The 22,011-nt window shown below is 59.8% G+C and carries 22 protein-coding genes; 9 read left to right on the top strand and 13 right to left on the bottom strand.

From position 1 onward, the window contains the following. Positions 1-67: 67 nt before the first annotated feature. The 4 genes from J1D76_RS20730 to J1D76_RS20715 form a co-directional block, all read right to left on the bottom strand. Entirely contained in the window at positions 68-553 is a 486-nt protein-coding gene (locus tag J1D76_RS20730; RefSeq protein WP_421140222.1) for a cupin domain-containing protein, read from the bottom strand. 81 nt (positions 554-634) lie between these two features. Then, positions 635-1,129: a RidA family protein gene (locus J1D76_RS20725; RefSeq protein ID WP_421140221.1), complete on the bottom strand. Its 495-nt coding sequence runs from the start codon at positions 1,127-1,129 to the stop codon at positions 635-637. 48 nt (positions 1,130-1,177) lie between these two features. Next, the gene (locus J1D76_RS20720; protein ID WP_421140220.1) at positions 1,178-2,458 is read right to left on the bottom strand and encodes an ATP-grasp domain-containing protein; all 1,281 of its coding nucleotides are present in this window, start codon (positions 2,456-2,458) and stop codon (positions 1,178-1,180) included. A gap of 42 nt (positions 2,459-2,500) precedes the next feature. Further along, on the bottom strand, positions 2,501-3,601 hold the full coding sequence (locus J1D76_RS20715; protein ID WP_421140219.1) for a hypothetical protein: 1,101 nt from the start codon (positions 3,599-3,601) through the stop codon (positions 2,501-2,503). 148 nt (positions 3,602-3,749) lie between these two features. On the opposite strand from J1D76_RS20715, the gene J1D76_RS20710 reads away from it, so the two are divergent. Beyond that, positions 3,750-5,168, top strand: a complete 1,419-nt coding sequence (locus tag J1D76_RS20710; RefSeq protein WP_421140218.1) for a PLP-dependent aminotransferase family protein — start codon at positions 3,750-3,752, stop codon at positions 5,166-5,168. Positions 5,169-5,430: 262 nt separating this feature from the next. Here J1D76_RS20710 and cyoE read toward each other — a convergent pair whose 3' ends face one another. From cyoE to hmpA, 7 genes are all read right to left on the bottom strand, one after another. Next, positions 5,431-6,318, bottom strand: coding sequence for a heme o synthase (gene cyoE / locus J1D76_RS20705; RefSeq protein WP_421140217.1), 888 nt, complete (start codon positions 6,316-6,318; stop codon positions 5,431-5,433). Between the two features lie 11 nt (positions 6,319-6,329). Continuing rightward, positions 6,330-6,671 carry a cytochrome o ubiquinol oxidase subunit IV gene (gene cyoD / locus J1D76_RS20700; protein WP_421140216.1) on the bottom strand — a complete coding sequence of 114 codons (342 nt, stop codon included), beginning with the start codon at positions 6,669-6,671 and terminating at the stop codon, positions 6,330-6,332. Continuing rightward, entirely contained in the window at positions 6,672-7,298 is a 627-nt protein-coding gene (locus J1D76_RS20695; RefSeq protein WP_421140215.1) for a cytochrome o ubiquinol oxidase subunit III, read from the bottom strand. A gap of 3 nt (positions 7,299-7,301) precedes the next feature. Further along, a complete protein-coding gene (cyoB, locus tag J1D76_RS20690) occupies positions 7,302-9,332 on the bottom strand; it encodes a cytochrome o ubiquinol oxidase subunit I (RefSeq protein WP_421140214.1) in 2,031 nt (676 codons plus the stop codon). A gap of 3 nt (positions 9,333-9,335) precedes the next feature. Continuing rightward, on the bottom strand, positions 9,336-10,280 hold the full coding sequence (gene cyoA, locus J1D76_RS20685; RefSeq protein ID WP_421140213.1) for a ubiquinol oxidase subunit II: 945 nt from the start codon (positions 10,278-10,280) through the stop codon (positions 9,336-9,338). Positions 10,281-11,121: 841 nt separating this feature from the next. Further along, positions 11,122-11,631 (bottom strand): disulfide bond formation protein B, encoded by a 510-nt coding sequence (locus J1D76_RS20680; protein WP_421140211.1) that lies wholly within the window; start codon positions 11,629-11,631, stop codon positions 11,122-11,124. Positions 11,632-11,896: 265 nt separating this feature from the next. Then, positions 11,897-13,078, bottom strand: a complete 1,182-nt coding sequence (gene hmpA, locus J1D76_RS20675) for an NO-inducible flavohemoprotein (protein ID WP_421140210.1) — start codon at positions 13,076-13,078, stop codon at positions 11,897-11,899. A 156-nt stretch (positions 13,079-13,234) separates the two neighbouring features. Here hmpA and norR point away from each other — a divergent pair, with 156 nt between their 5' ends. From norR to J1D76_RS20650, 5 genes are all read left to right on the top strand, one after another. Beyond that, positions 13,235-14,785: a nitric oxide reductase transcriptional regulator NorR gene (gene norR, locus J1D76_RS20670; protein WP_421140209.1), complete on the top strand. Its 1,551-nt coding sequence runs from the start codon at positions 13,235-13,237 to the stop codon at positions 14,783-14,785. A 273-nt stretch (positions 14,786-15,058) separates the two neighbouring features. Beyond that, positions 15,059-15,961 (top strand): chemotaxis protein CheV, encoded by a 903-nt coding sequence (locus tag J1D76_RS20665; protein ID WP_421140208.1) that lies wholly within the window; start codon positions 15,059-15,061, stop codon positions 15,959-15,961. A 27-nt stretch (positions 15,962-15,988) separates the two neighbouring features. Next, positions 15,989-16,447: a GNAT family N-acetyltransferase gene (locus J1D76_RS20660; protein ID WP_421140226.1), complete on the top strand. Its 459-nt coding sequence runs from the start codon at positions 15,989-15,991 to the stop codon at positions 16,445-16,447. 135 nt (positions 16,448-16,582) lie between these two features. Next, entirely contained in the window at positions 16,583-16,909 is a 327-nt protein-coding gene (locus tag J1D76_RS20655) for a hypothetical protein (protein WP_421140206.1), read from the top strand. An 83-nt stretch (positions 16,910-16,992) separates the two neighbouring features. Continuing rightward, positions 16,993-17,742, top strand: coding sequence for a YkgJ family cysteine cluster protein (locus tag J1D76_RS20650; protein ID WP_421140205.1), 750 nt, complete (start codon positions 16,993-16,995; stop codon positions 17,740-17,742). A 145-nt stretch (positions 17,743-17,887) separates the two neighbouring features. Here the strand turns inward: J1D76_RS20650 and J1D76_RS20645 are convergent, their stop codons facing one another. Beyond that, positions 17,888-18,127, bottom strand: coding sequence for a hypothetical protein (locus tag J1D76_RS20645; protein WP_421140204.1), 240 nt, complete (start codon positions 18,125-18,127; stop codon positions 17,888-17,890). A 194-nt stretch (positions 18,128-18,321) separates the two neighbouring features. Between J1D76_RS20645 and J1D76_RS20640 the strand changes: the two genes are divergently transcribed. Both J1D76_RS20640 and J1D76_RS20635 read left to right on the top strand, forming a co-directional pair. Further along, a complete protein-coding gene (locus tag J1D76_RS20640; RefSeq protein ID WP_421140203.1) occupies positions 18,322-19,296 on the top strand; it encodes a 2-hydroxyacid dehydrogenase in 975 nt (324 codons plus the stop codon). A 185-nt stretch (positions 19,297-19,481) separates the two neighbouring features. Next, a complete protein-coding gene (locus J1D76_RS20635; RefSeq protein WP_421140202.1) occupies positions 19,482-19,991 on the top strand; it encodes a DUF2165 family protein in 510 nt (169 codons plus the stop codon). Between the two features lie 23 nt (positions 19,992-20,014). Here the strand turns inward: J1D76_RS20635 and J1D76_RS20630 are convergent, their stop codons facing one another. Next, a complete protein-coding gene (locus J1D76_RS20630) occupies positions 20,015-20,917 on the bottom strand; it encodes a DMT family transporter (protein ID WP_421140201.1) in 903 nt (300 codons plus the stop codon). Between the two features lie 151 nt (positions 20,918-21,068). Here J1D76_RS20630 and J1D76_RS20625 point away from each other — a divergent pair, with 151 nt between their 5' ends. After that, positions 21,069-21,944: a helix-turn-helix domain-containing protein gene (locus J1D76_RS20625; RefSeq protein ID WP_421140200.1), complete on the top strand. Its 876-nt coding sequence runs from the start codon at positions 21,069-21,071 to the stop codon at positions 21,942-21,944. Positions 21,945-22,011 lie beyond the last annotated feature (67 nt).

Here is a 22,011-nt window from a genome sequence, read left to right as displayed (position 1 = left end):
GGCGAAGGCGATCTCAAGAATGCCTTCGCCGGCAAGCCGGCTCCTACAAAAATGCGGGGTGGGGGAATTACGGGCGGGTGGTGATCAGGCCATGGCTGTCGGCGAAGTTCGACAGCAAGGCCATTTGCGGCATATTGCTCACGTTCAGCATCGCCAGAGGCTCATGTTTGCTAGTGTTGGCGAAGCCATGCCGGGTCCAGGCCGGCACCAGCAACACGTCGCCACGACTGACATCGACCCCCTCGGCATCACCGAGGGTCAACACGCCGCTGCCGCACTGGATGACAAACAGATGCCACCAGGAATGGGCATGGCCGTTGAGCGTCACACCCGGGTTCAGCCATTGCATGGCGATCGCCATTCCAGGCGTCACCTCACAGCCTTCCAGGCTCTTGTCATGCGCCAGCGCGACAATATCAACGTCGCTGGCTTCGAGGGTTTGCCGTAGACCGGCAAGTTCAGCGTCTTTCCACACTTTTGGACTTTGCTGTTGATGATGCAGACTTTGGCGAAAGTCCTTATATGAAAAAAACGCACCACGAACGTTATTCATTCCTACGTCCTTTTTGCTATTCCCATACTTTAGCGTTAAACCTTAAGTTAACGGTTCAGCGCTGTAAAGCAGTGGAATAGTTTATAAAACCGATGGGCGCAAGGCGGCGATCATGTCTACTTCAATGGCAGCATTCTTGGGCAATTGATAAACACCCACCGTGGTGCGTGTATGTTTGCCGGCATCGCCCAGCACATGGCTGAACACATCCGAGGCACCGTTGGCCACCTCGCTCAAGTCGACGAAGTCCGCGGTGGACTTCACATAGACCGTAACCCGGATCAACGACTTGATCTTGTCCAGCGAACCGATGGCATCGACGATCAACGCCAGCCCACGCATGGCACTGATGCTGGCGGCCGCTTGCGCATCGGCCATGGTCAGGTCCAGCCCGACGCGGCCGGGGTAGTGGATCTTGCCGTTCATGCGCGGCACCAGGCCGCTGATGTACACCTCGTCGTGATGACGGATCAGCGGCGCATAGTGCCCGCCCGCGGTGTTTTCGCCGTAGATGTCATAACCAAACTCCTTGGCCAGGGCGATGAAGCGTTCATCGCAAGTCATGTGCTGGATCATTGATCGAACCTCTTGATCAGGAATTCAAAAACCTTGTCACCTGCCGGTTCAACCCACGGCGCAAGCGGCCGGGGCCAGGCAAGTGACTTCAATACGTGACTCGATGACCTCGGCCAGGCGCAGCAGATCGTTGCTGAGTTGCCCGTAGTGTTCGTTGAACAACACGATGTGGCCGATGAACGAGAAGTTGTCTTTCACCAGGGCGCTGACCGAATCGCCAACGCGCCGGGTGTACTGGCCTTCAACCAGGTCGATGCGCAGGGAACAGGCCACGGTGGCGATGTCGGGGGTCGCCCGCAGGAGGCCCCCGGCCGGTGCCCTGAGCAGGCGGATGCCGCAATAACCGCGGGCGACCGGTGCATGCGCTTCGGTCTTGCCTTCCACCGCCCAGCGCACCCAGCGCTCCCACGGATCGAAGTCGATGAAGGCACGTTTGGCCAGGTCCCAGATGTGCATGCCGCCGGGGCGCATGTTGGTTTCCACGGCGGACGTCAGGCCGTCGCTGCGCAGGAAGACTTCGTTGTGCCAGGCGCCGTTGTCCTGGGACACCAACGTGGACATATGTCGGCCGGCTGCCATCAATCGCGCCTGCACATCTGCGGGTAACGGCGCGGGCACCACTTGCTGGATCTCGGCGCGGTAGGCACCTTCGGTGGTGGTTTTTTCCGTGATCCAGGTGCTGCCCGCCACGCAATCCCAGCTGTATTCCCGGGCGCTCTGCACCAGTTCTTCGAGCACGATGCCGCCGTCGCGGTAGGGCTTGAGCGCCAGCCAGGCGTCATCGCATTCGGCGGGATGATTGATCACCCGGCAGCCGCGGCTCGCGCCTTCGCAGGCCGGCTTGATGAAGGCCTTGCCACCCAGCTCGACGACACGCTGACGCAACGCCGGCAGGCTCTCGACGCGCACGGAAAACACCGGGCGGTAGTCTGCAGGTGACTGGTCGGCAGCCGCTTCGAGGCTGCGCAATATTTGCTTGTCCAGGCCCGCCCGCGCTTCGTCCGGGGTAATGCCGGGCAGCCCGAAATGACTGGCCAGCGCCGCACCGAGCAACACGCCACGATCGGAAAAGGGCAGCACGCCGATCAACTTCCAGCGGTCGGCATTCAGGCAGCCCACCACCAACTCAAGTGAAGTCGCCACGTCTTTCTCGGCCAGCGAGGTGCTGCAAACGTGATCGGCCACCTGGTCGTCATGGGGCTGAATCTGTTCGACCAACAAGATGAGCCTGGCGTTGTACAAGGATTTGCACAGGGTCCGAAGCTTATGGATGTCGTGAACCCGACTGCCGTTGTACCCGACCACTACTACGCATGACGTCGTATTCATAATGCCCCCGACCTGCAAAGTGAAAACCGCAACGGCGATGACTCAGTCATGCAACGACGCATTGGAGTTACGGTTGAGCCAGTACCAGGCCAGGATCCCGCCGGCACCGATGGCGGCCAGCACCAGCGCGTTGTACGGCGCCGGCACCACCCGCATGATCAACACGGTCAACCCGGCCCCCACGCCCAGGGACACTTCCTTGACGAACATGTTGTTCTGCTTGACCGAGAAATAATCGAGGTAGCTGAAGGCGCATTCGGCGATGGACAGCAGCGCTACCCAGACCAGCGCGCCGGCGAGGGTTTCGACGTGGAATGCGGCGGGCGAAGACAGCACCGCAAAGCCGCCGACGATGATCCCGATCACCGTCACGACCTTGAAGCGCCCGGTGCGCTCGATCAGCTTCATCACCGGCACTTGGGCGAAGACCACCACGGCGCTGTTGAGGATCAGCATCAAGCCGTACCACGCCGGCAGTTCGCCGGTCTTGAGCAGGATGGCTTGCGGCAGGATCGAGAACACCCCGAACAGCTTGATGCCCATGATGATGCCGGCAATCACCCAAGGCAGTTTGTTGCCCCAGCTGCTGCCAACTTGATTGGCGGGCCGGGCCACCACCGGTTCGGTGCTGAAGGTCGCGCCGTGGGCAATCGGCAGGCACAGCAACACGAAGGCCGCTGCACCGAGGAAAAACATCGTAGGCGTGAGCAGCGGCGACAGCAGGATCAAACCGGCCACCAGGCTGCCCATGTTCATCGCCACACGGTTATAGGCTGCGCCTTCCTTGGTCTGCGCCGCTTCGCTCTTGATCAGGTAACCGGCGATGGCAATGCCGTAGGCAAACAGCGCGGCAGCGAACATCACCATGCCTTGATTGCTGGTCAGCGCCAGCAGGATCAACCCGAGCCCGGCACACAGCAATGTCACGCTCAGGGAACGGCGCCCCAGCACCAGTAAAGTCAGGGGCAACAGCAGCAAGAGGGCGCGATAACCGAGGGCAAGGATGCTGTTGGTGGCGGTGTCGAGCCAGACGTTGGCCTTGCCCAGCACCGCGAACAGCGAGACGGCGGTGATGATCCGGATCGTGAATAACCGCAGGTTAATGACCGGCTTGGCGACCGCGACCGTTGTTTCGACACTCATGCAGCACCTCAAGAACCGGGTGAACGCCCGCCAATAAAGGCCGGCCTTCAGAAAAGTCTGTAAGGGCATGGTAGAGAGAGAGGCGTGTCCTGATCAGGGCAAGTTCGTATAGAATCCAACGAACTTTACTGCCGGAGAGACCAGTAAAATGCAGGTTCAACGTGCTGTCATTGCCGCCATTGAATTCCAGCCCGGTGTGCCGCTGGTGCAGCAGATCGTTGATCAACTGACCCTGGCGATCCGCACGGGTGGCCTGCCCCACGGCGCCAAGCTGCCGCCGATTCGCGAGCTCTCCGACTTGATGAACGTGGGTAAATCCACGGTGGTCGATGCCCTGGACCGCATGCGGGCCAAGGGGCTGGTGGTGTCTCGCCAGGGCTCCGGGCATTACGTGCATCGCTCTGAAGCAGCGCTGAAAAGCGGCACCGGCCCGGACCTGCAACCCCAGGACACCCTCAGTGTGGTACGCCGCGCCCTGCTGCTGGACAACGGCGCCCTGCGCCCCGGCTGCGGTTTCCTGCCGACCTCTTGGCTGCCCGCCGAAGAATTGCAGAAAGCCGTGCGCGGCACCCTGCGGGCGACGTCGTTGCGCATGGGCGAGTACGGCGTGGCTGGCGGCTACATGCCGCTGCGCCAGGCCTTGCGGGTCAAGCTGGCGACCTTCGGCATCGAGGCGCCGGTGGACCAGATCATCACCACCGCCAACACCATGCAGGCCATCGACCTGCTGATGCGCCTGCTGGTCAAACCCGGCGACACCGTGCTGCTCGACGACCCTTGCTACTTCAACATGCACGCCAACCTGGCGCTGCACGGGGCGAAAGTGATCACCATTGCCCGGGACTGCGACGGCATGGACCTCGACGCGTTCGAGCAACTACTGGTCGCCCACAAACCCGTTCTGTACATGACCAACAGCACGCTGCATAACCCGACCGGCCATTCGTTTACGCCGACTCAGGTTTACCGTTTGCTGGAACTGAGCCATCGCCATGGCTTCCACATTGTCGAAGACGATCTGTACTGCGACATCCAGCAACGCCGCACTCCGCGTCTGGCCGCGAGCGGGTTGGACAACGTGAGTTACATCTCCGGTTTCTCCAAGACCCTGACGGCCAACAGCCGGGTCAGCTACACCGTACTCTCGCAGCAACTGGCGGCACGGATGGTCGCGCTGAAAATGGCTTGCGGCGGGGTGACGTCGGAGCTGGCGGAGCAGATTACGTGCACCATGCTCAGTGATGGCAGCTATGCCAAGCATGCGCGGCGTACGGTGGACCGGTTGTATGAGTCCAATAGCCGTGTGGCGGGTTGGCTGGCGGAGGCCGGGTGTTCGCTTTCCTCGCTGCCCGGCGAAGGCGTGTTTATCTGGGCGCGGTTGCCTGAGGGCCTGCACGCCGAAAACCTGGCTCGCCAGGGACTGGAGAACAACATGGTATTGGCGCCGGGCACCTTGCTGAGCAAAGCACCGAATGCCAGCCAGTTCCTGCGATTCAATGTGGCGCACAGTGACAGCTTGCAGGTGCGGGAACGGTTTTTCCGGTTGCTCGATAAACCACTTAAATAACTGACGGCCCACAATCCCGTAGGAGCTGGCTTGCCAGAAAAGAGGCCATTACCTTCAACATTGATGTTGCCTGACACACCGCCTTCGCTGGCAAGCCAGCTCCTACAGGGGACCCGCGTCGTGCCCGGTATTCGCGATAACCACCCTCCATTGTAGGAGCGAGCCTGCTCGCGATGGCGGCAGCACGGTTCATCGAAATGACCTCAACAAAAAACCCCGCTCTTCTCTCGAAGGCGGGGCTTTTCTTTACAGCATCCGACGCTTAAGGCGCGTACGTCAGCAGCAGCTCGGTCGGCACTTTGAAGTCCAGGGACATCATCACGCTCAACGCGGTAATGGTGAAGATCGAGAACACGAACAGCTTACGTGCCCAGACCGTGTCATCCACTGCCTTGTAGCCGGTCCAGGCCATGTACAGCCAGTACATGCCCATGGCCGCAGCGACGGCGAGGTAGCTCATGCCGGCGTAGCCGCTGAAGGTCAGCATCAAGGTCGCCACGAGGAAGGCCAGGATGTAGATCAGGATGTGCTTCTTGGCCACTTGGATACCGCGCTTCACTGGCAGCACCGGAATCGATGCGGCGAGGTAATCGTTGAAGCGGAAGATCGCGATGGCGTAGGAATGCGGCATCTGCCACAGGCTGAACATCACCAGCAGGGTCAGCGCGGCCATGTCGAAGGTGTTGCTGACTGCGACGTAGCCAATCACCGGCGGCATGGCGCCCGACAGACTGCCCACCAGCGTGCCGTGAACCGACTTGCGCTTGAGGTACAGGCTGTAGAAACCGACGTAGATGATGAAGCCGATGACTGCGAACAACGCGGCCAACGGATTGGCCACCTCGTACAACAGCGCAACGCCGGCGACACCCAGGACGGTCGCATAGATCAGTGCCAGTTTCAGGGAGATCAAGCCCTGGACCAGCACACGGTTCTTGGTGCGTTCCATCTTCAGGTCGATGTCGCGGTCGATGCAGTTGTTGAACACGCAACCGGAGGCAACCACCAGGGACGTGCCGATCATCGCGGCCAGGAAGATGGCCAGATCGACATGCCCTTTGGAGGCCAGGAAAAATCCGCCTGCCACAGAAAGCACGTTACCGAAAATGATCCCCGGTTTGGTGATTTGGATAAAGTGCTTAAGGGACATGCGGATCTACCTCACTTCGCCATCATGAACGTGTGGATGCTGAACATGATCCACAGCGACAAGCCAACCAGCAGGACAATCACGATCGCGGCGAAGACAAACGCAATCACGTTGTTACGCTGCGCGGCCGAACGGTCCAGGTGGAGGAAGTACACCAAGTGCACCAGCACCTGGATGACGGCCATCGCGACGACGATCATCAGGGTCATCGACTTCGGCAGCGTCGGGAACATGACCAGACCGAACGGGATCAGGGTCAGGATCACCGACAGGATGAAGCCGATGCCGTAGGACTTGACGCTGCCGTGACCGGCGTCGTCATGGCCATTGTGGGAATGAGCTGCGTTAGCCATTTACATAGTCCCCATCAGGTAAACAACGGTGAATACACAGATCCACACAACGTCCAGGAAGTGCCAGAACAGGCTCAGGCAGCTCAGACGGGTCTTGTTGGTCGCCGTCAGGCCGTTTTTCTGCACCTGATACATCATGATCGCCATCCAGATCAGACCGCTGGTCACGTGCAGACCGTGGGTACCAACCAGGGTGAAGAACCCGGACAGGAAGCCCGAACGGTTAGGGCCGTAGCCCTCGGAGATCAGCATGTGGAACTCGTTGATCTCCATGCCGATGAAGCCGGCACCGAACAGGAAAGTCATGGCCAGCCAGCCCAGGACCTGCTTCTTGTTGCCCTTGAAGAAGGCCAGCATGGCGAAGCCGTAGGTGATCGAACTGAACAGCAGCAGAGCGGTTTCGCCCAGTACGTATGGCAGTTCGAAGATGTCGTGGCCCGACGGGCCACCCGCTACGTTGTTAACCAGTACCGCGTACGCCGCGAAGATCGACGCAAACAGAATGCAGTCGGTCATCAGGTAGAGCCAGAAACCGAATACGGTCATCTCGCCCGAGTCGTGGTGATGGTCATCATGCCCATGTCCATCGACATGGGTGTGTCCAGCATTGGTCACTAAGTTCGACATGGTTTAAGCCTGTTCCAACGAGGTTTCAACACGGGTGGCAGTGGCCGGGATTTTCCCTGCCGCAACCAGACGCTTGTGCTGCTCGGCTTCGATACGCTCGATCACGTCGACCGGCACGTAATAGCCTTGATCATCACGAGCGGCGTGGATCGCGAAGTAGATCACGGTGCCGGCCAGGCCAGCGATTGCCAGCCACCAGATGTGCCAGATCATCGCGAAACCGAACACGGTCAGCAGTGCGCCCATCACCACACCGGTGGCGGTGTTGTTCGGCATGTGGATCGGCTCGTACTTGGTCGGTGCCTGGTACGCGGTGCCGTTTTCCTTGGCTTCGGTGAACGGATCGACAACGTCGGCTTTTGGCAGCACGGCGAAGTTGTAGAACGGAGGTGGCGAGGAGGTCGACCATTCCAGGGTGTGTGCATTCCACGGGTCACCGTGATCGCAAACGTTCTCTGGCTTGTTGCGGTCACGCACGCTGACGTACAGCTGGATCAGCTGGCAGGCGATACCTACCGCGATCATCACCGCACCGATCCAGGCGACGTACAGGTACGGCACCCACTCAGGGTTGGTGGTGGCGTTCAGACGACGGGTCATGCCCATGAAGCCCAGCGCGTACAGCGGCATGAAAGCGACGAAGAAGCCCGAGATCCAGAACCAGAACGCGGCCTTGCCCCAACCTTCGTGCAGCTTGAAGCCGAACGCTTTCGGGAAGTAGAACGCGAAGCCTGCGATGTAACCGAATACCGCGCCGCCGATGATCACGTTATGGAAGTGCGCGATCACGAACAGGCTGTTGTGCAGTACGAAGTCAGCACCCGGGATGGCCAGCAGTACGCCGGTCATGCCGCCGATGGCGAAGGTCACCATGAAGCCCAGTGTCCACAGCACCTGGCTGGTGAAACGCAGACGGCCCTGGTAGATGGTGAACAGCCAGTTGAATAGCTTCACACCCGTCGGGATGGAAATCAGCATTGTCGCCAGACCGAAGAAGGCGTTGACGCTGGCACCCGAACCCATGGTGAAGAAGTGGTGCAGCCAGACCATGAAGCCCAGGATCGAGATGGCGCCCGATGCGTAGACCATGGAGTGGTGGCCGAACAGTTTCTTGCCAGTGAAGGTCGAGATGACTTCAGAGAAGATACCGAACGCTGGCAGGATCAGGATGTACACCTCAGGGTGACCCCATGCCCAGAACAGGTTCACGTACATCATTGGATTGCCACCAAGTTCGTTGGTGAAGATGTGGAAATCCATGTAACGGTCAAGCGTCAGCAGTGCCAGGGTAGCGGTCAGGATCGGGAACGAAGCCACGATCAGGACGTTGGCCCAGGTGCAGGTCCAGGTGAAGATCGGCATGTCCATCAGCTTCATGCCCGGGGTACGCATTTTCAGCACGGTGGCCAGGAAGTTGACCCCCGTTAGCGTTGTCCCTAGACCCGATAGCTGTAGCGCCCAGATGTAGTAGTCCATCCCCACGCCAGGGCTGTATTGCAGGCCCGACAGCGGCGGATAGGCAACCCAGCCGGTCTTGGCGAATTCGCCGACGCCCAGGGACAGGTTGATCAGCACGACGCCGGACACCAGCAGCCAGAAGCTCAGGGAGTTCAGGAACGGGAACGCAACGTCACGCGCGCCGATCTGCAGCGGCACTGCAAGGTTCATCAGGCCGGTGAAGAAGGGCATCGCCATGAAGATGATCATGATCACACCGTGGGCGGTGAAGATCTGGTCATAGTGTTCAGGTGGCAGGTAGCCCGGCGAACCCTCGGTGGCCATGGCCAGCTGGGTACGCATCATGATGGCGTCGGCAAAGCCGCGCAGCAGCATGACCATGGCGACGATGATGTACATCACGCCGATTTTCTTGTGGTCGACCGACGTCAGCCATTCGGTCCACAGGTAGGTCCACTTCTTGAAGTAAGTGATACCCGCGAACAGTGCCAGACCACCGAGCGCGATCATGGCGATGGTCACCATCACGATCGGCTCGTGGAACGGGACCGCTTCCCAACTTAATTTACCAAACATCGTTTACTCCTCTGCCCCGGCAGCTGAATGCGAACTCGAGTCCATCCCTTCCATTTGGGCCACTTCTTTCTCTTCTTTCTCGTGCTTGACCTTAGGACCTGGTTTCATCCCTTCGTACTTGTCGACGATGGACTGGAACATGCCTGGGGTAACCGAGTTGTAGAGCTCGACTGGGTTGTTCTGGCTTGGCTTGGCAAGGGCTGCGTATTCAGCTTGTTCAAGCTGTTTAGGTGCCTTTTTGACTTCACTTACCCAGGCGTCGAAATCTTCCTGGGAAGTTGCGATCGCTTTGAATTTCATACCGGTGAAACCCGCGCCGCTGTAGTTGGCGGAGATACCGTCCATTTCAGCGTTCTCGTTGGCGATCAGGTGCAGCTTGGTCTGCATGCCCGCCATCGCGTAGATCTGGCCGCCCAGCGCAGGGATGAAGAACGAGTTCATCACGGCGTCGGAAGTGATCTTGAAGTTGATTGGCGTGTGCGCCGGGAACACGATCTTGTTGACCGTGGCGATGCCTTGTTCCGGGTAGATGAACAGCCACTTCCAGTCCAGCGCGACCACTTCGATGGTCACAGGCTTAACGTCGGACTCCAGCGGCTTGTACGGATCCAGCGCGTGGGTCGACTTGTAGGTGACATAACCCAGGGCAATGATGATCAGTACTGGAACAGCCCACACCGCGATCTCGATCTTGGTGGAGTGGTTCCATTTCGGGGTGTAGGTGGCGTTGGTGTTGGACGCGCGGTATTTCCAGGCGAACAGGAAGGTCATGACAATGACCGGCACCACGACCAACAGCATCAGCAGCGTTGCGGTGATGATCAGGTTTCGCTCATCCAGACCGACCTGGCCCTTGGGATTGAGCAAGGTCATGTTGCAGCCTGACAGCAGCAACGTGCCGATCAGGGGCAATAAGCCTAGTAGTCTGGGGTACCTGTTTTTACTCATCTCACGACCTCTAAAGCAGCTTGCGCAATGCAGTTGGGTTTTGATCGCCAACACTTCACCCTGCCAAGGGTTGGCATTTTTCTTGGATTGAATAAGGGCCTGCCCGTCGTGCGTCAGACGCTTTACGACAAATCCCGGGCCTGCGGTGAGTTCTTATTCGAATTCATGGTCAAAGGCCTTGTTACAGACCAATTCCATTTGGTGCGGATAGTTTGAGGCACCGACACCAGGGAATCGCATGAAGCCACCAGACCTCTCGACACCCTGTTTCAGCTCATCTCTGGTTAAGATTTGAGCAGCGTCGGGAATTCAGTGCGGGCGATTGTAGTTAGGTAGCGATCTATAAACCATGTCTCATCCCGAAATAATTTTTATCCGAAGCAGCAACAATCATTAACCGTTTTCGCAAAAGTCGCGCATCTTATCGAAATTAATTCTCAACAAAAACACCAAAATAAGTAGGTGTTCCACCCGCAGTTCAGACAGTATCGCGGCCCTTTTCCCTGGGTTGGACATTGCCCGAGGCCCGATATGACGGGGGCTCTGGCCATTCGCCAGAGCTTGTTAAAACTGCCTGCTTGCGTGGGGAGCGGAAAAAACCGCAACGCGCCAAAACAGGCCAATTTCGTTACGTATCCAGGTGTCAATCCGGCTCGCACGAATGCCCTGCGACACAGGCTGTGTGACAACATGTCGCACGCGTGTCGCACCCTGCGTTGCCGTTCATCACGGTCTTTTTACCTGGCCTCTGAAAGGCGCTCTGCCAGAACAAAAACACCCCGTCCCTCTCATCGAGGCACGGGGCGTTTTCTTGTCCGACAATGTGGGGCGGCAAGGTGCCTCAGCGCAGCGCCTTGCGGTTACGCGAGGTCAGCAGCGGCACCAGCACCACGATCAGCACGAAGGACACCAGCGCCCATTGTGCCAGCGACAGGCCGAGAATCGGCGGGTACGGCGTGGAGCAGAAACCGTCGACCTGGAAACCCAGCGGGAAGATCTTCGCCAGCGGCAAGTCATCGACAATCGGTTGCAGCACATCGATGCCGCAACTGACTGCCGGATAGAACTGCGTAAAGACGTGGTGCCCGGCGACGCCGGCTCCGGCCAGGGCACAGATCACCACCAGCGTCTCGAACACCGTGATGCTGCGACGGCTGCGCATGGCGGCACCGATGAAGGCGAAGATCGCGATCAACAACAACGCATAACGTTGCAGGATGCACAGTGGGCAAGGCGCCTCACCCAGGACAATTTGCATGTACAGCGCACCGCCGATCAGCGCCAGGCAAATAATGCCCAACAACACCAGGTAGCGCCGCTCACGCCCCAACCGCATGGATTCATCGCTCATCGCGTTTCCCTTCAAGATTTCGATTGCCCGCCAGTCTACACGCTGGCCCAGACCTTTGAGAGTCTGGAGCGTATCGGGGGATTCGGGGGGAATAGACGATAGGGCGGTTAAGAAGGGATTAACTTTCTGACTTTTTCAGCTCCGGATCGAGGTGAAGCAATCGCGGGCAAGCCCGCTCCCACAGGGGCTTGTGTCGATCCTAAGGGATGTGAACGACACAAAACCTGTGGGAGCGCGGCTTGCCCGCGATGAAGGCGACTCGCTCTTACTCCAGTGCGGCCGCCGGCCCGAAGAACTCATAACGACTTTGCTTCTCCGGCACACCCAATGCCTTGAGGTGGCGCTTGATGGCTGCCATGAAACCTTTTGGCCCCAGGAAGTACGCATCCAGGTCACGTTGCTCAGGCAACCATTCGTGCAACTGCTGCTGGCTCAGCAAACCGACCTTGTGCGCCGCTGGGCTCACACCGTCATCCTCGGCGTAGCAATAGAAGTGCTTGAGTTGCGGATGACGTGCGGCCAGGCCATCGATCCAGTCGCGGAAGGCGTGGACACGGCCGTTGCGCGCACAGTGGATAAAATGCACCGGACGCTGGGTCTCCAGCGCCGCTTCGAGCATGGCCAGGGTCGGGGTGATGCCGACGCCGCCACTGATCAGCACCAACGGTTTGTCGCTCGCGCTCAAGGTGAACTCGCCCGATGGCGGGAACAACTGGATGCTGGCGCCGACATGCATCTGGTCGTGCAGGTAGTTCGAGGCACGGCCGCCGGCTTCGCGCTTGACGCTGATGCGGTACTGACCGTTGTTGGCCAACGCCGACAGCGAGTAGTTACGGCGGATCTCCTCGCCATCGAGGATCAATGTCATACCAATGTACTGGCCGGGTTCTGCGGCCAGGATCGAGCCTTTGTCCGCCGGTTCGAAGTAGAACGAGGTGATTTCGGCGCTCTCCTCGACCTTGCCGGCCACGATGAATTCCCGCGCCCCGCGCCAGCCGCCCGGTGCCTGTTCCTTTTGGTCATAAATGCTGGTTTCGGCACCGATCAGGATGTCCGCCAGTTGACCGTAGGCCGCACCCCACGCCGCGATCACTTCCGGGGTGGCGATCTCGTCGCCCAGCACTTCGGCGATGGCGCGCAGCAGGCAGGTGCCGACAATCGGGTAGTGCTCCGGCAGGATCTGCAAGGCAACGTGTTTGTTAATGATCTTGGCCACCAGGTCGCCCAACTGGTCGAGCTGGTCGATGTGGCGCGCATACATCAATACGCCGTTGGCCAGGGCACGCGGCTGGTCACCGCTGGCCTGGTGGGCCTGGTTGAACAATGGGCGCACTTGCGGGTATTCAGAGAGCAGCATGCGGTAGAAGTGCGTGATCAGTGCTTCACCACCGCTTTCGAGCAGCGGCACAGTGGATTTGACGATGGCACGGTCTTGGACGCTCAGCATAGGGGTGACTCCTGGTCGACTGGGTTGCTAACGAATTAACTAAGACTTATCACCTTTCATGCCAACTATTTATTCGTTATAAATCAGTGCTTTAAGAACGAAATAGTCATTTAGACACAGTCTGCTTTATAGTCATGTCGACTACATGGAGTCACTATGACTGCAAAATCCCTACTCACCGCCCTGCTGCCCCTGGTCTCCGACCTGTCCCGCGAATTGCCCGAGGGCGAGCGTTATCGACGCTTGCTCGAAGCCATGCGCGCCCTGCTGCCGTGCGACGCTGCCGCCCTGCTGCGCCTCGATGGCGAGTGGCTGGTGCCGCTGGCCGTCGACGGCTTGAGCACCGACACTCTCGGACGGCGCTTCAAGGTCAGCGAGCATCCGCGTTTCGAAGCGCTGCTCAGCAGCCCCGGCCCGACCAGGTTTGCGGCCGACAGCGGCTTGCCGGATCCGTATGACGGCTTGGTCGACGGCCTCGATGATCACCTGGAAGTCCACGACTGCATGGGTTGCCCGCTGTTCATCGACGAGCGCCCGTGGGGTCTGCTCACCCTCGACGCCCTCGACCCGGAGCGCTTCGAACCGATCGAACTGGATGCCCTGCAAGCCTTTGCCAGCCTCGCTGCCGCCACGGTCAATGCCGCCGAGCGCATTGAGCGATTGAACATCCGTGTTGAAGACGAACATCAGCGCGCCGAGGTCTACCGCCAGGCCAGCGGCCAGCAAAATCGCGAGATGATCGGCCAGAGCAAGACCCACAAGCGCCTGGTCGAAGAAATCAACCTGGTGGGCGGCAGCGACCTGACCGTGCTGATCACCGGGGAAACCGGGGTCGGCAAGGAGCTGGTGGCCCAGGCCATCCATGCGGCCTCGCCCCGTGCCGACAAACCGATCATCAGCCTCAACTGCGCCGCACTGCCCGACACCCTGGTGGAAAGCGAGTTGTTCGGTCATGTCCGCGGCGCCTTCACCGGGGCGATGAACGACCGCCGTGGCAAGTTCGAACTGGCCAATGGTGGCACGCTGTTTCTGGATGAAGTCGGCGAGTTATCGCTGACCGTGCAGGCCAAGCTGTTGCGGGTATTGCAGAGCGGTCAGTTGCAGCGACTGGGGTCGGACAAGGAGCATCAGGTGGATGTGCGCCTGATCGCGGCGACCAACCGCGACCTCGCCGAAGAGGTGCGCAGCGGCCGTTATCGCGCCGACTTCTACCATCGCCTCAGTGTTTATCCGTTATTGGTACCGGCCCTGCGTGATCGCGGGCGCGATGTGCTGTTGCTCAGCGGTTACTTCCTGGAGCAGAACCGATCGCGCATGGGCCTCAACAGCCTGCGCCTGAACAGCGACGCCCAGGCCGCACTGTTGGCCTACGACTGGCCCGGCAACGTGCGCGAGCTTGAGCATTTGATCGGCCGCAGCGCCTTGAAGGCCTTGGGCAATTGCAAGGAACGGCCGAAGATTCTCAGCTTGAGCGCAGCCGACCTGGACTTGCCCAATGCCCGCGTTGAAGCCACGACCGAGCAACCTGTCGCGACCGTCACGCACACGGTAACCGGCGATTTGCGCGAGGCCACCGAGCGGTATCAGCGACAAATGATTGGTGCCTGCCTGGAGCGGCACAATAACAACTGGGCCAGCGCGGCCCGTGAGCTAGGCTTGGATCGGGCGAACCTGGGGCGGATGGCCAAAAGGCTCGGCATGAAATAGCGATCTTACGGTAGCGCGTGAAAATCCTGTGGCGAGGGGGCTTGCCCCCGTTGGGTCGCGAAGCGGCCCCAGCTTTGCGCCAATCAAACCGAGTCGCCGGATTTACGACCGCTTCGCGGCCGAACGGGGGCAAGCCCCCTCGCCACAATAGTCCTGTGTTTGACCTGAGAGAGGTATTGCCCCTAAAGCCTGCCTCCGACAAGTCGATAACCCGGCATCGAAGTCATTGGCGATCCCGCGATTGCCTGCCACCTTTTTCCAGAGAAGGTTCCCATGTCCTCCACCAAAGCCCGCGCAGACTCACTTTCGCTTCTGCTGTTTACCTTGCGCAGCGGCAAGCTGATGGCGATCAACCTGCTCAAGGTCAGTGAAATCATTCCCTGCCCGACATTGACCAAGCTGCCGGAGTCACACCCCCACGTCAAAGGCATCGCCACCTTGCGCGGCGCCTCGCTGTCGGTGATCGACCTCAGCCGCGCCATTGGCGAGCGGCCATTGGAAGACCCTAACGGTGGCTGCCTGATCGTCACCGACGTCAGCCGCTCCAAGCAGGGCCTGCACGTGCAGGCCGTGAGCAAGATTGTCCATTGCCTGACCACCGACATCCGCCCGCCGCCCTTCGGCTCCGGTGGTTTGCGCGCCTACATCACCGGCGTGACCTCGGTCGATGGCACCCTGGTGCAAGTGCTGGACATCGAAAAAGTCATCCACGGCATTGCCCCGGCACAAATCGAAATGGCGCCGACCGAGTTGAGCATGGAAGACGCCGAACTGCTCGGCAACGCACGCATCCTGGTGGTCGATGACAGCCAGGTCGCCTTGCAGCAATCGGTGCACACCCTGCGCAACCTCGGCCTGCAATGCCATACCGCCCGCAGCGCCAAGGAAGCCATCGACTGCCTGCTGGACCTGCAAGGCACCGCGCAGCAGATCAACCTGATCGTCTCTGACATCGAAATGTCCGAGATGGATGGCTTCGCGTTTACCCGTACACTGCGCGAAACCCCGGACTTCGCGCATTTATATGTGCTGCTGCACACCTCGCTCGACAGTGCGATGAACGCCGAGAAGGCGCGGCTGGCCGGGGCAAACGCGGTGCTGACAAAATTCTCCTCGCCGGAATTGACCCAGTGCCTGATCACCGCTGCCAAGGCGGTTGCCGAACAAGGTTATTGAGTATTGACCGAAGACTACTGCTGGCTGATGCGGCGCGACCTCAGTGTCGTCGTGCCGTCCCCGGCTTGGCCAGCCGGCCTGCAATTGAGTGAATATCGCCCGGAACTGGGCGCCGCCGTGCACCGGTTGATGGAGCTCGGCTATCTGGATGGCGGTGGCCGCGTCGCCGCACTGCAGATGTGGCAACGACAACTGGAAACCGATCCTGAACATGACCCGGCCCTGTGCCTGATTGCCCTGGATGGCGATGAAGTGGTGGGCGTCTGCCAGTGCTGGACCAGCGCCTACATCAAGAACCTGGTGGTGCATCCGCGCTTTCAGGGCCAGGGCTTGGGCCGGGCGTTGTTGTTGCAGGCGTTCAAGGTGTTCCAGCAGCGGCGTGAAGGCTTCGTGGACCTCAAGGTTCGAGAAGACAATCTGCGGGCGCGGCACTTATATAAAAGTATCGGGATGCACGCCGTTCGCCGGGAGCCGGTTCCGCTCTGACACAGCAAGCCGGCTCATACATAACCTACGCAGCCCTGTAGGAGCTGGCTTGCCAGCGAAGAGGCCGGCCAAGGCGCCATCAACCTTTCAGGCATACTCCCGCCTTGGCCACTCGATACCAAGGAAACCCAAGCCATGAAGACTGCGCGCCTCACCCTCTTCTGCCTCGCCGCTCTCACCCTCCAGGTCCACGCCTCCAGCCCCGATGCCTGGGCCGCCTACGACAAAACCGTGCTCGCCAGTTGCACCAAGGCCAGCGCCCTCAAAGACGCCAAACCGGTCGGTAGCCCCGCGCAGTTCGATGATCGGGTCGGCTACACCGCCTTGTTGCAGCAGGGCCAGTACCCGCAAAAACACATGAAAGGCGCCCAAGGCACCGAGCTGTGCCTCTATAACAAAAAAAGCAAAGCCGCGTACGTCACCGAATGGGATTCGATCCGCCCGGCCGCCCAGGCAAACTGACTGGCGCATAACTTGCTTCGAAAGCGGCCACTGCGGCGGCATTTTGTCGCCGTTTCATGCTTCGGGATGCGATTGACCGCTCAATGAATACGACGTTTTCCTGCGTAGGCTGTGGCAAATGCTGCAACGACCACCATGTGCCCCTGACCCTCGACGAAGCCCGGATGTGGGCGGCCGATGGCGGCCAGGTGATCGTGCTGGTGGAAGCGTTCCTGGAGAACGGCCTGGGCCTGCCGCCGTACCAACGCGAACACGCCGAACGCCGTTCGGCCGCCGTGCGCAGCGGTAATTGCGCGGCGCACGTGGCCATTACCTTCGCCGCCTACAATGTCGGCCCTTGCCGAAACCTTGATGAAGACAAGCTTTGTCGCATCTACGAACGCCGGCCCTTGGTGTGCCGTATCTATCCGATGGAAATCAACCCGCACATTCCCCTGAACACGGCCGCCAAGGAATGCCCGCCGCAGTCATGGGAAACCGGCCCGGCGCTGATCGTCGGCGGGCAATTGGTCGATCAGGAACTGACGCAACTGATTGAGCGCTCGCGCCAGGCCGATCGCGACGAGATCCCGACCAAGGATGCGATTTGCGCGTTGCTGGGCATTCGCACGACAGCGCTGAAGGGCGACGGGTTTACCGCGTACCTGCCGGACATGCCAGAATTCGCCAGGATCATCGACGAACTGAGTGGGCAAACGCTGCCAGCGTGGGGCAGCGAATGGCTGTTTCATGTGTCGGGTGAGGACATTGCCGAGCAATTGCAGGCGGCGGGCGCACAGGTGGCGACGGATGCGCCAGCGAACTATGCGTTTATTTCGTTGCGGACGGCTTGATCCGAATGCTTCGTCGCCAGTAATGGACCCTTCGCGAGCAGGCTCGCTCCTACAAGGGCACCGCGTTCTTTCATGGGAATGCGATCAACTGTAGGAGCGAGCCTGCTCGCGATGACGGTAGGCGAGGCACTACAAAACAGATGCCTCAGCGCTTGCCCATCGACCGCCGAGTCCCCGGCGGCGCCATGCCCGGGGTCTTGGTGTGGCCATTCTTGGCGCCGTTCTTGTACCACGGCTGGTTCGAACCCTTGGCGGCTGCCAGCTCGCCCGGTTTGAACGGGAACTTGAACGCCGGGATCTCGGCTTTGGTTTCGCCGCTGTCTGCCAGCTCTGCCTGTGCGTCGCTCAGGGAGTCGGCGACCGGCGGTTGTTTCGGGGAAGTCATGAAAGCTCCGGGTGGTGCATGAAGTGTCGGGCCCGATGAGCGAGCCGCCTGCCACAGTATAAGTAGGGCGGCAGTATAACTGGATGACGCCGCGCAAGCTGCAAGCTTGCATTGACCGTCTGGCGACTCGCACAAATCCCGCGAAGAATGATAGCGTGCTCATCATTCTTCACCGCCCGACGAGCCCGCCTCCCATGAAAAAGACTGTCCTGGCCTTCAGCCGCGTCACCCCGCCAATGATCGAACGCCTGCAACAAGACTTCGACGTGATCGTACCTAACCCGAAAAACGGCGATATCAACGCCCAATTCAACGAAGCCCTGCCCCATGCCCACGGCTTGATCGGTGTCGGTCGCAAACTGGGCCGCGCCCAACTGGAGAACGCCGCCAAACTGGAAGTGGTCTCCAGCGTCTCGGTGGGCTACGACAACTATGACGTGTCCTACTTCAATGAACGCGGGATCATGCTGACCAACACCCCAGACGTGCTCACCGAAAGCACCGCCGACCTGGCGTTCGCGTTGTTGATGAGCAGCGCCCGACGCGTCGCCGAACTGGATGCCTGGACCAAGGCCGGCCAGTGGCAGGCCAGCGTTGGTGCGCCGTTGTTCGGGTGCGATGTGCATGGCAAGACGCTGGGCATCGTCGGCATGGGCAACATCGGCGCGGCCATCGCCCGTCGCGGGCGCCTGGGTTTCAACATGCCGGTCATCTACAGCGGCAACAGCCGCAAGACTGAACTGGAACAGGCACTCGGCGCGCAGTGGCGCAGCCTTGACCAGTTGTTGGCCGAGGCCGATTTCGTTTGCCTGGTGGTGCCGCTCAGCGAGAAGACCAAACACCTGATCAGCCATCGCGAACTGGCACTGATGAAACCGAGCGCGATCCTGGTGAACATTGCTCGTGGTCCGGTGGTGGATGAGCCCGCGCTGATCGAAGCGCTGCAAAACAACCGCATTCGCGGTGCAGGCCTGGATGTGTACGAAAAAGAACCGCTGGCCGAGTCGCCACTGTTCCAATTGAAAAACGCCGTGACCTTGCCGCACATCGGCTCGGCCACCCATGAAACCCGCGATGCCATGGCCAACCGTGCCCTGGCCAACTTGCGCAGCGCCCTGTTGGGCGAGCGACCGCAGGACCTGGTCAACCCGCAAGTGTGGAAAGGCTGATGAAAAACGGGCAGGCGTCATAGCGCCTGCCCGTTTAATTTATACATTGAAAGTTAATCCAAACCTATTAAGGACCTCACTGAATACACACGCTGCAATTCAGTCAGCCACCCAATAATAAAACTCCGCTATAGACTCTCCTTACTTGCCCTAACTAAACGGGGATAATAACGGAGATCAATCAATTGAACCCAATCACAACCAGTCAAACCATTCGATTCAGCAAAGCCACTCTAATGCTGTTTATCAGTATTTTTGGATTACTGATGCTGTACAGCAACCTCACCGACTACACGACCAACTTTGAATACCTCGGCCACATCCTCAGCATGGACACCACCAGCGACGGCCATAAGTACAGCTACAGGGCCATTACCTCGACCATGCTGCATCACCGTATCTACTGGCTGATCATCACCCTTGAAGTGGTCTTCACCTTGTTCTGCCTGCTCGGCACCTATCACCTTTATAAAAACATCAATGCCCGCGCGGAGACTTTTCACGAAGCAAAAAAACCAGCGCTAATCGGCTTGCTGATCGCGCTTTTTCTCTATTACGTCGGCTTCCAGGTCATTGGTGTGGAATGGTTCAACATGGATAAATCGGAAAGTTGGAATTACAAGGATTGGGCGCGACATATTGTCGACTTTATTTTTCCGCTTTTGATATTCATCGCCATGAAAGTCGAGCGCTGAAAATATCAGAGCTCGACCTTATGTCAGGCTAACTTGCCACTGCTCAGGACGATTGGCGTTTTGGGTTTGCGAAATACCAGGACGTTGCCCAACATCACCATCACTAACCCGATCAGCGCCGGCGTGGTCCACTGATACCCCTCGGCAAACGCCGACACGTTCAGCGCCACCACCGGAAACAGCACCGTGCAATACGCCGCGCGCTCAGGCCCCATGCGCCCGACCAGTGTCAGGTAGGCGGTAAAGCCGATCACCGACCCCGGGATCACCAGGTACAGCAGTGAGCCGATGTAACGTGCGCTCATCTCCATATCGAAGGGGATGCCCTTGACCAGGCACCACACCCAGAGCATTGCCGCACCGTACGCCATACCCCAGGCATTGGTGGTCAGCGGCTTGAGCCCGGCCTTCTGTTGCAGGCTCGACAGCATGTTGCCCGCCGAGAAACACAAGGTGCCGCACAGGGCCAGGCCTAGGCCGAGCAAGCTTTCCGGGCTGGCCGTATGCCCGGCCAGTTCCGGCCAGAACAACAGCCCCAGCCCGAGCAGGCCCAACGCGCCACCCATCAGCACATTGCGAGCGATTTTCTGGCCGAAGAACACCCGCGCATTCAGGGCGTTCCACAGGGTCGCGGTGGAAAATACTACCGCCACCAGACCGCTGGGGATCCACTGGCTCGCTGTGAGGAAACACATGAAGTTGACGCAGAACAGACACAATCCCTGAGCCAGGCAGATCAAGTGCCCGCGACGGTTCATCACTTGCAGGCGTCGGCTGAGCAATAGGATCACGAACAGCACCAGCGCAGCGAGGCCGAAGCGATAGACGATCGATACCGGAATGGCCACCACGCCCAGTTGCCATTTCAAGGCAATCCAGGTGGTGCCCCAGATCAACACGGTCAGCAGGTACAAAGAAAGGTTCATGGCAAAGGCTCCTCGATAGGTGCCCAGTGTCCGGCGTCGCGCCTGGGCGCACTTGCATAAACTTGCGCTTTTGTCCGGCCGCGGGCTGGCAGGCGCACGCCTACGGAGTAGGATGCAAGGCGTTGGATGCCGGTGTCAGAGAACAACGATCATGGCTGCACTCAATACCCTACAAGTTTTTCAAGCCCTCAACCGCTCGCCCAATGCTCGCCTGGAGCACAGCGCCGAACTCGGTGACGGCTTGTCTGCAGCCTTGTGGAGCAATCACCACGACGCCCAGGAATACGAGGCGCCCAGCCACCACACGTTGTCCTGCTACATCGCCGGAGGCACCGGCACCTTCCGCCGCGATCAACCCGGCAACAAGGGCGGCCCGGACAAACTGTGCGTGCTGCCGGCCGATCACCAGTCAGGCTGGGTGATCAACGGCGACATTCGCCTGGCGCACCTGTATTTCAGCCCCGAACAATTTGCCCTCGGCTGCGTCACCCTGCTCGACCGCGAGCCACGGGAAATGCAGCTGCGTGAACAGACCTTCCTTGATGATCCGCAGCAAGCGCTGCGCTTTCGCCAATTGGTCGGCCTGAACTGGAACGAGCCGGGCGAACGACTGCTCACCAGCAGCCTGGCCCACGAACTGCTCAGCCATGCCCTGCTCAGCCAGGTCAATGCGCGGCAGGGCTTGCGCCTCAAGGGTGGCTTGGCCGCGCATCAGCGTCGGCATCTAGTGGAGTTCATCGACAGCCATCTGGACGACGCGATCAGCCTCGGTCAATTGGCGGCGCTGTGTGCATTGTCGGAATACCACTTCGCGCGGATGTTCCGCGAGAGCTTCGGCCTGCCGCCCCACCAGTACCTGTTGGCGCGGCGCCTGAACCGGGCGCGGGAGTTGCTGCGTTCGACGTCGCAGCCGCTGGGCGAGATTGCCCTGGCGTGCGGTTTTTCCAGCGCCAGCCACTTCACCAATCGCTTCCGCCAAGTGTTGGGTGGCACGCCCGGCGACTATCGCCAGGCGTTTTTGCGCTAGGGGTGGGAATTTCGGCGTTCTTTCACGCTGCCATCGCGAGCAGGCCCACTCCCACCTTGGACTGCTT

It is taken from the genome of Pseudomonas sp. NFX15 (assembly GCF_049132105.1).
Lineage (GTDB): Bacteria > Pseudomonadota > Gammaproteobacteria > Pseudomonadales > Pseudomonadaceae > Aquipseudomonas.
Note: the sequence above shows the minus strand (reverse complement) of the source record. Positions and strands in the feature narration are given on the sequence as shown.

Bases quoted from the DNA above. Each gene is read 5' to 3' on its own strand.
- J1D76_RS20730 (WP_421140222.1), bottom strand. From the start codon at position 553: ATGAATAACGTTCGTGGTGCGTTTTTTTCATATAAGGACTTTCGCCAA.
- J1D76_RS20725 (WP_421140221.1), bottom strand. From the start codon at position 1,129: ATGATCCAGCACATGACTTGCGATGAACGCTTCATCGCCCTGGCCAAG.
- J1D76_RS20720 (WP_421140220.1), bottom strand. From the start codon at position 2,458: ATGAATACGACGTCATGCGTAGTAGTGGTCGGGTACAACGGCAGTCGG.
- J1D76_RS20715 (WP_421140219.1), bottom strand. From the start codon at position 3,601: ATGAGTGTCGAAACAACGGTCGCGGTCGCCAAGCCGGTCATTAACCTG.
- J1D76_RS20710 (WP_421140218.1), top strand. From the start codon at position 3,750: ATGCAGGTTCAACGTGCTGTCATTGCCGCCATTGAATTCCAGCCCGGT.
- cyoE (WP_421140217.1), bottom strand. From the start codon at position 6,318: ATGTCCCTTAAGCACTTTATCCAAATCACCAAACCGGGGATCATTTTC.
- cyoD (WP_421140216.1), bottom strand. From the start codon at position 6,671: ATGGCTAACGCAGCTCATTCCCACAATGGCCATGACGACGCCGGTCAC.
- J1D76_RS20695 (WP_421140215.1), bottom strand. From the start codon at position 7,298: ATGTCGAACTTAGTGACCAATGCTGGACACACCCATGTCGATGGACAT.
- cyoB (WP_421140214.1), bottom strand. From the start codon at position 9,332: ATGTTTGGTAAATTAAGTTGGGAAGCGGTCCCGTTCCACGAGCCGATC.
- cyoA (WP_421140213.1), bottom strand. From the start codon at position 10,280: ATGAGTAAAAACAGGTACCCCAGACTACTAGGCTTATTGCCCCTGATC.
- J1D76_RS20680 (WP_421140211.1), bottom strand. From the start codon at position 11,631: ATGAGCGATGAATCCATGCGGTTGGGGCGTGAGCGGCGCTACCTGGTG.
- hmpA (WP_421140210.1), bottom strand. From the start codon at position 13,078: ATGCTGAGCGTCCAAGACCGTGCCATCGTCAAATCCACTGTGCCGCTG.
- norR (WP_421140209.1), top strand. From the start codon at position 13,235: ATGACTGCAAAATCCCTACTCACCGCCCTGCTGCCCCTGGTCTCCGAC.
- J1D76_RS20665 (WP_421140208.1), top strand. From the start codon at position 15,059: ATGTCCTCCACCAAAGCCCGCGCAGACTCACTTTCGCTTCTGCTGTTT.
- J1D76_RS20660 (WP_421140226.1), top strand. From the start codon at position 15,989: ATGCGGCGCGACCTCAGTGTCGTCGTGCCGTCCCCGGCTTGGCCAGCC.
- J1D76_RS20655 (WP_421140206.1), top strand. From the start codon at position 16,583: ATGAAGACTGCGCGCCTCACCCTCTTCTGCCTCGCCGCTCTCACCCTC.
- J1D76_RS20650 (WP_421140205.1), top strand. From the start codon at position 16,993: ATGAATACGACGTTTTCCTGCGTAGGCTGTGGCAAATGCTGCAACGAC.
- J1D76_RS20645 (WP_421140204.1), bottom strand. From the start codon at position 18,127: ATGACTTCCCCGAAACAACCGCCGGTCGCCGACTCCCTGAGCGACGCA.
- J1D76_RS20640 (WP_421140203.1), top strand. From the start codon at position 18,322: ATGAAAAAGACTGTCCTGGCCTTCAGCCGCGTCACCCCGCCAATGATC.
- J1D76_RS20630 (WP_421140201.1), bottom strand. From the start codon at position 20,917: ATGAACCTTTCTTTGTACCTGCTGACCGTGTTGATCTGGGGCACCACC.
- J1D76_RS20625 (WP_421140200.1), top strand. From the start codon at position 21,069: ATGGCTGCACTCAATACCCTACAAGTTTTTCAAGCCCTCAACCGCTCG.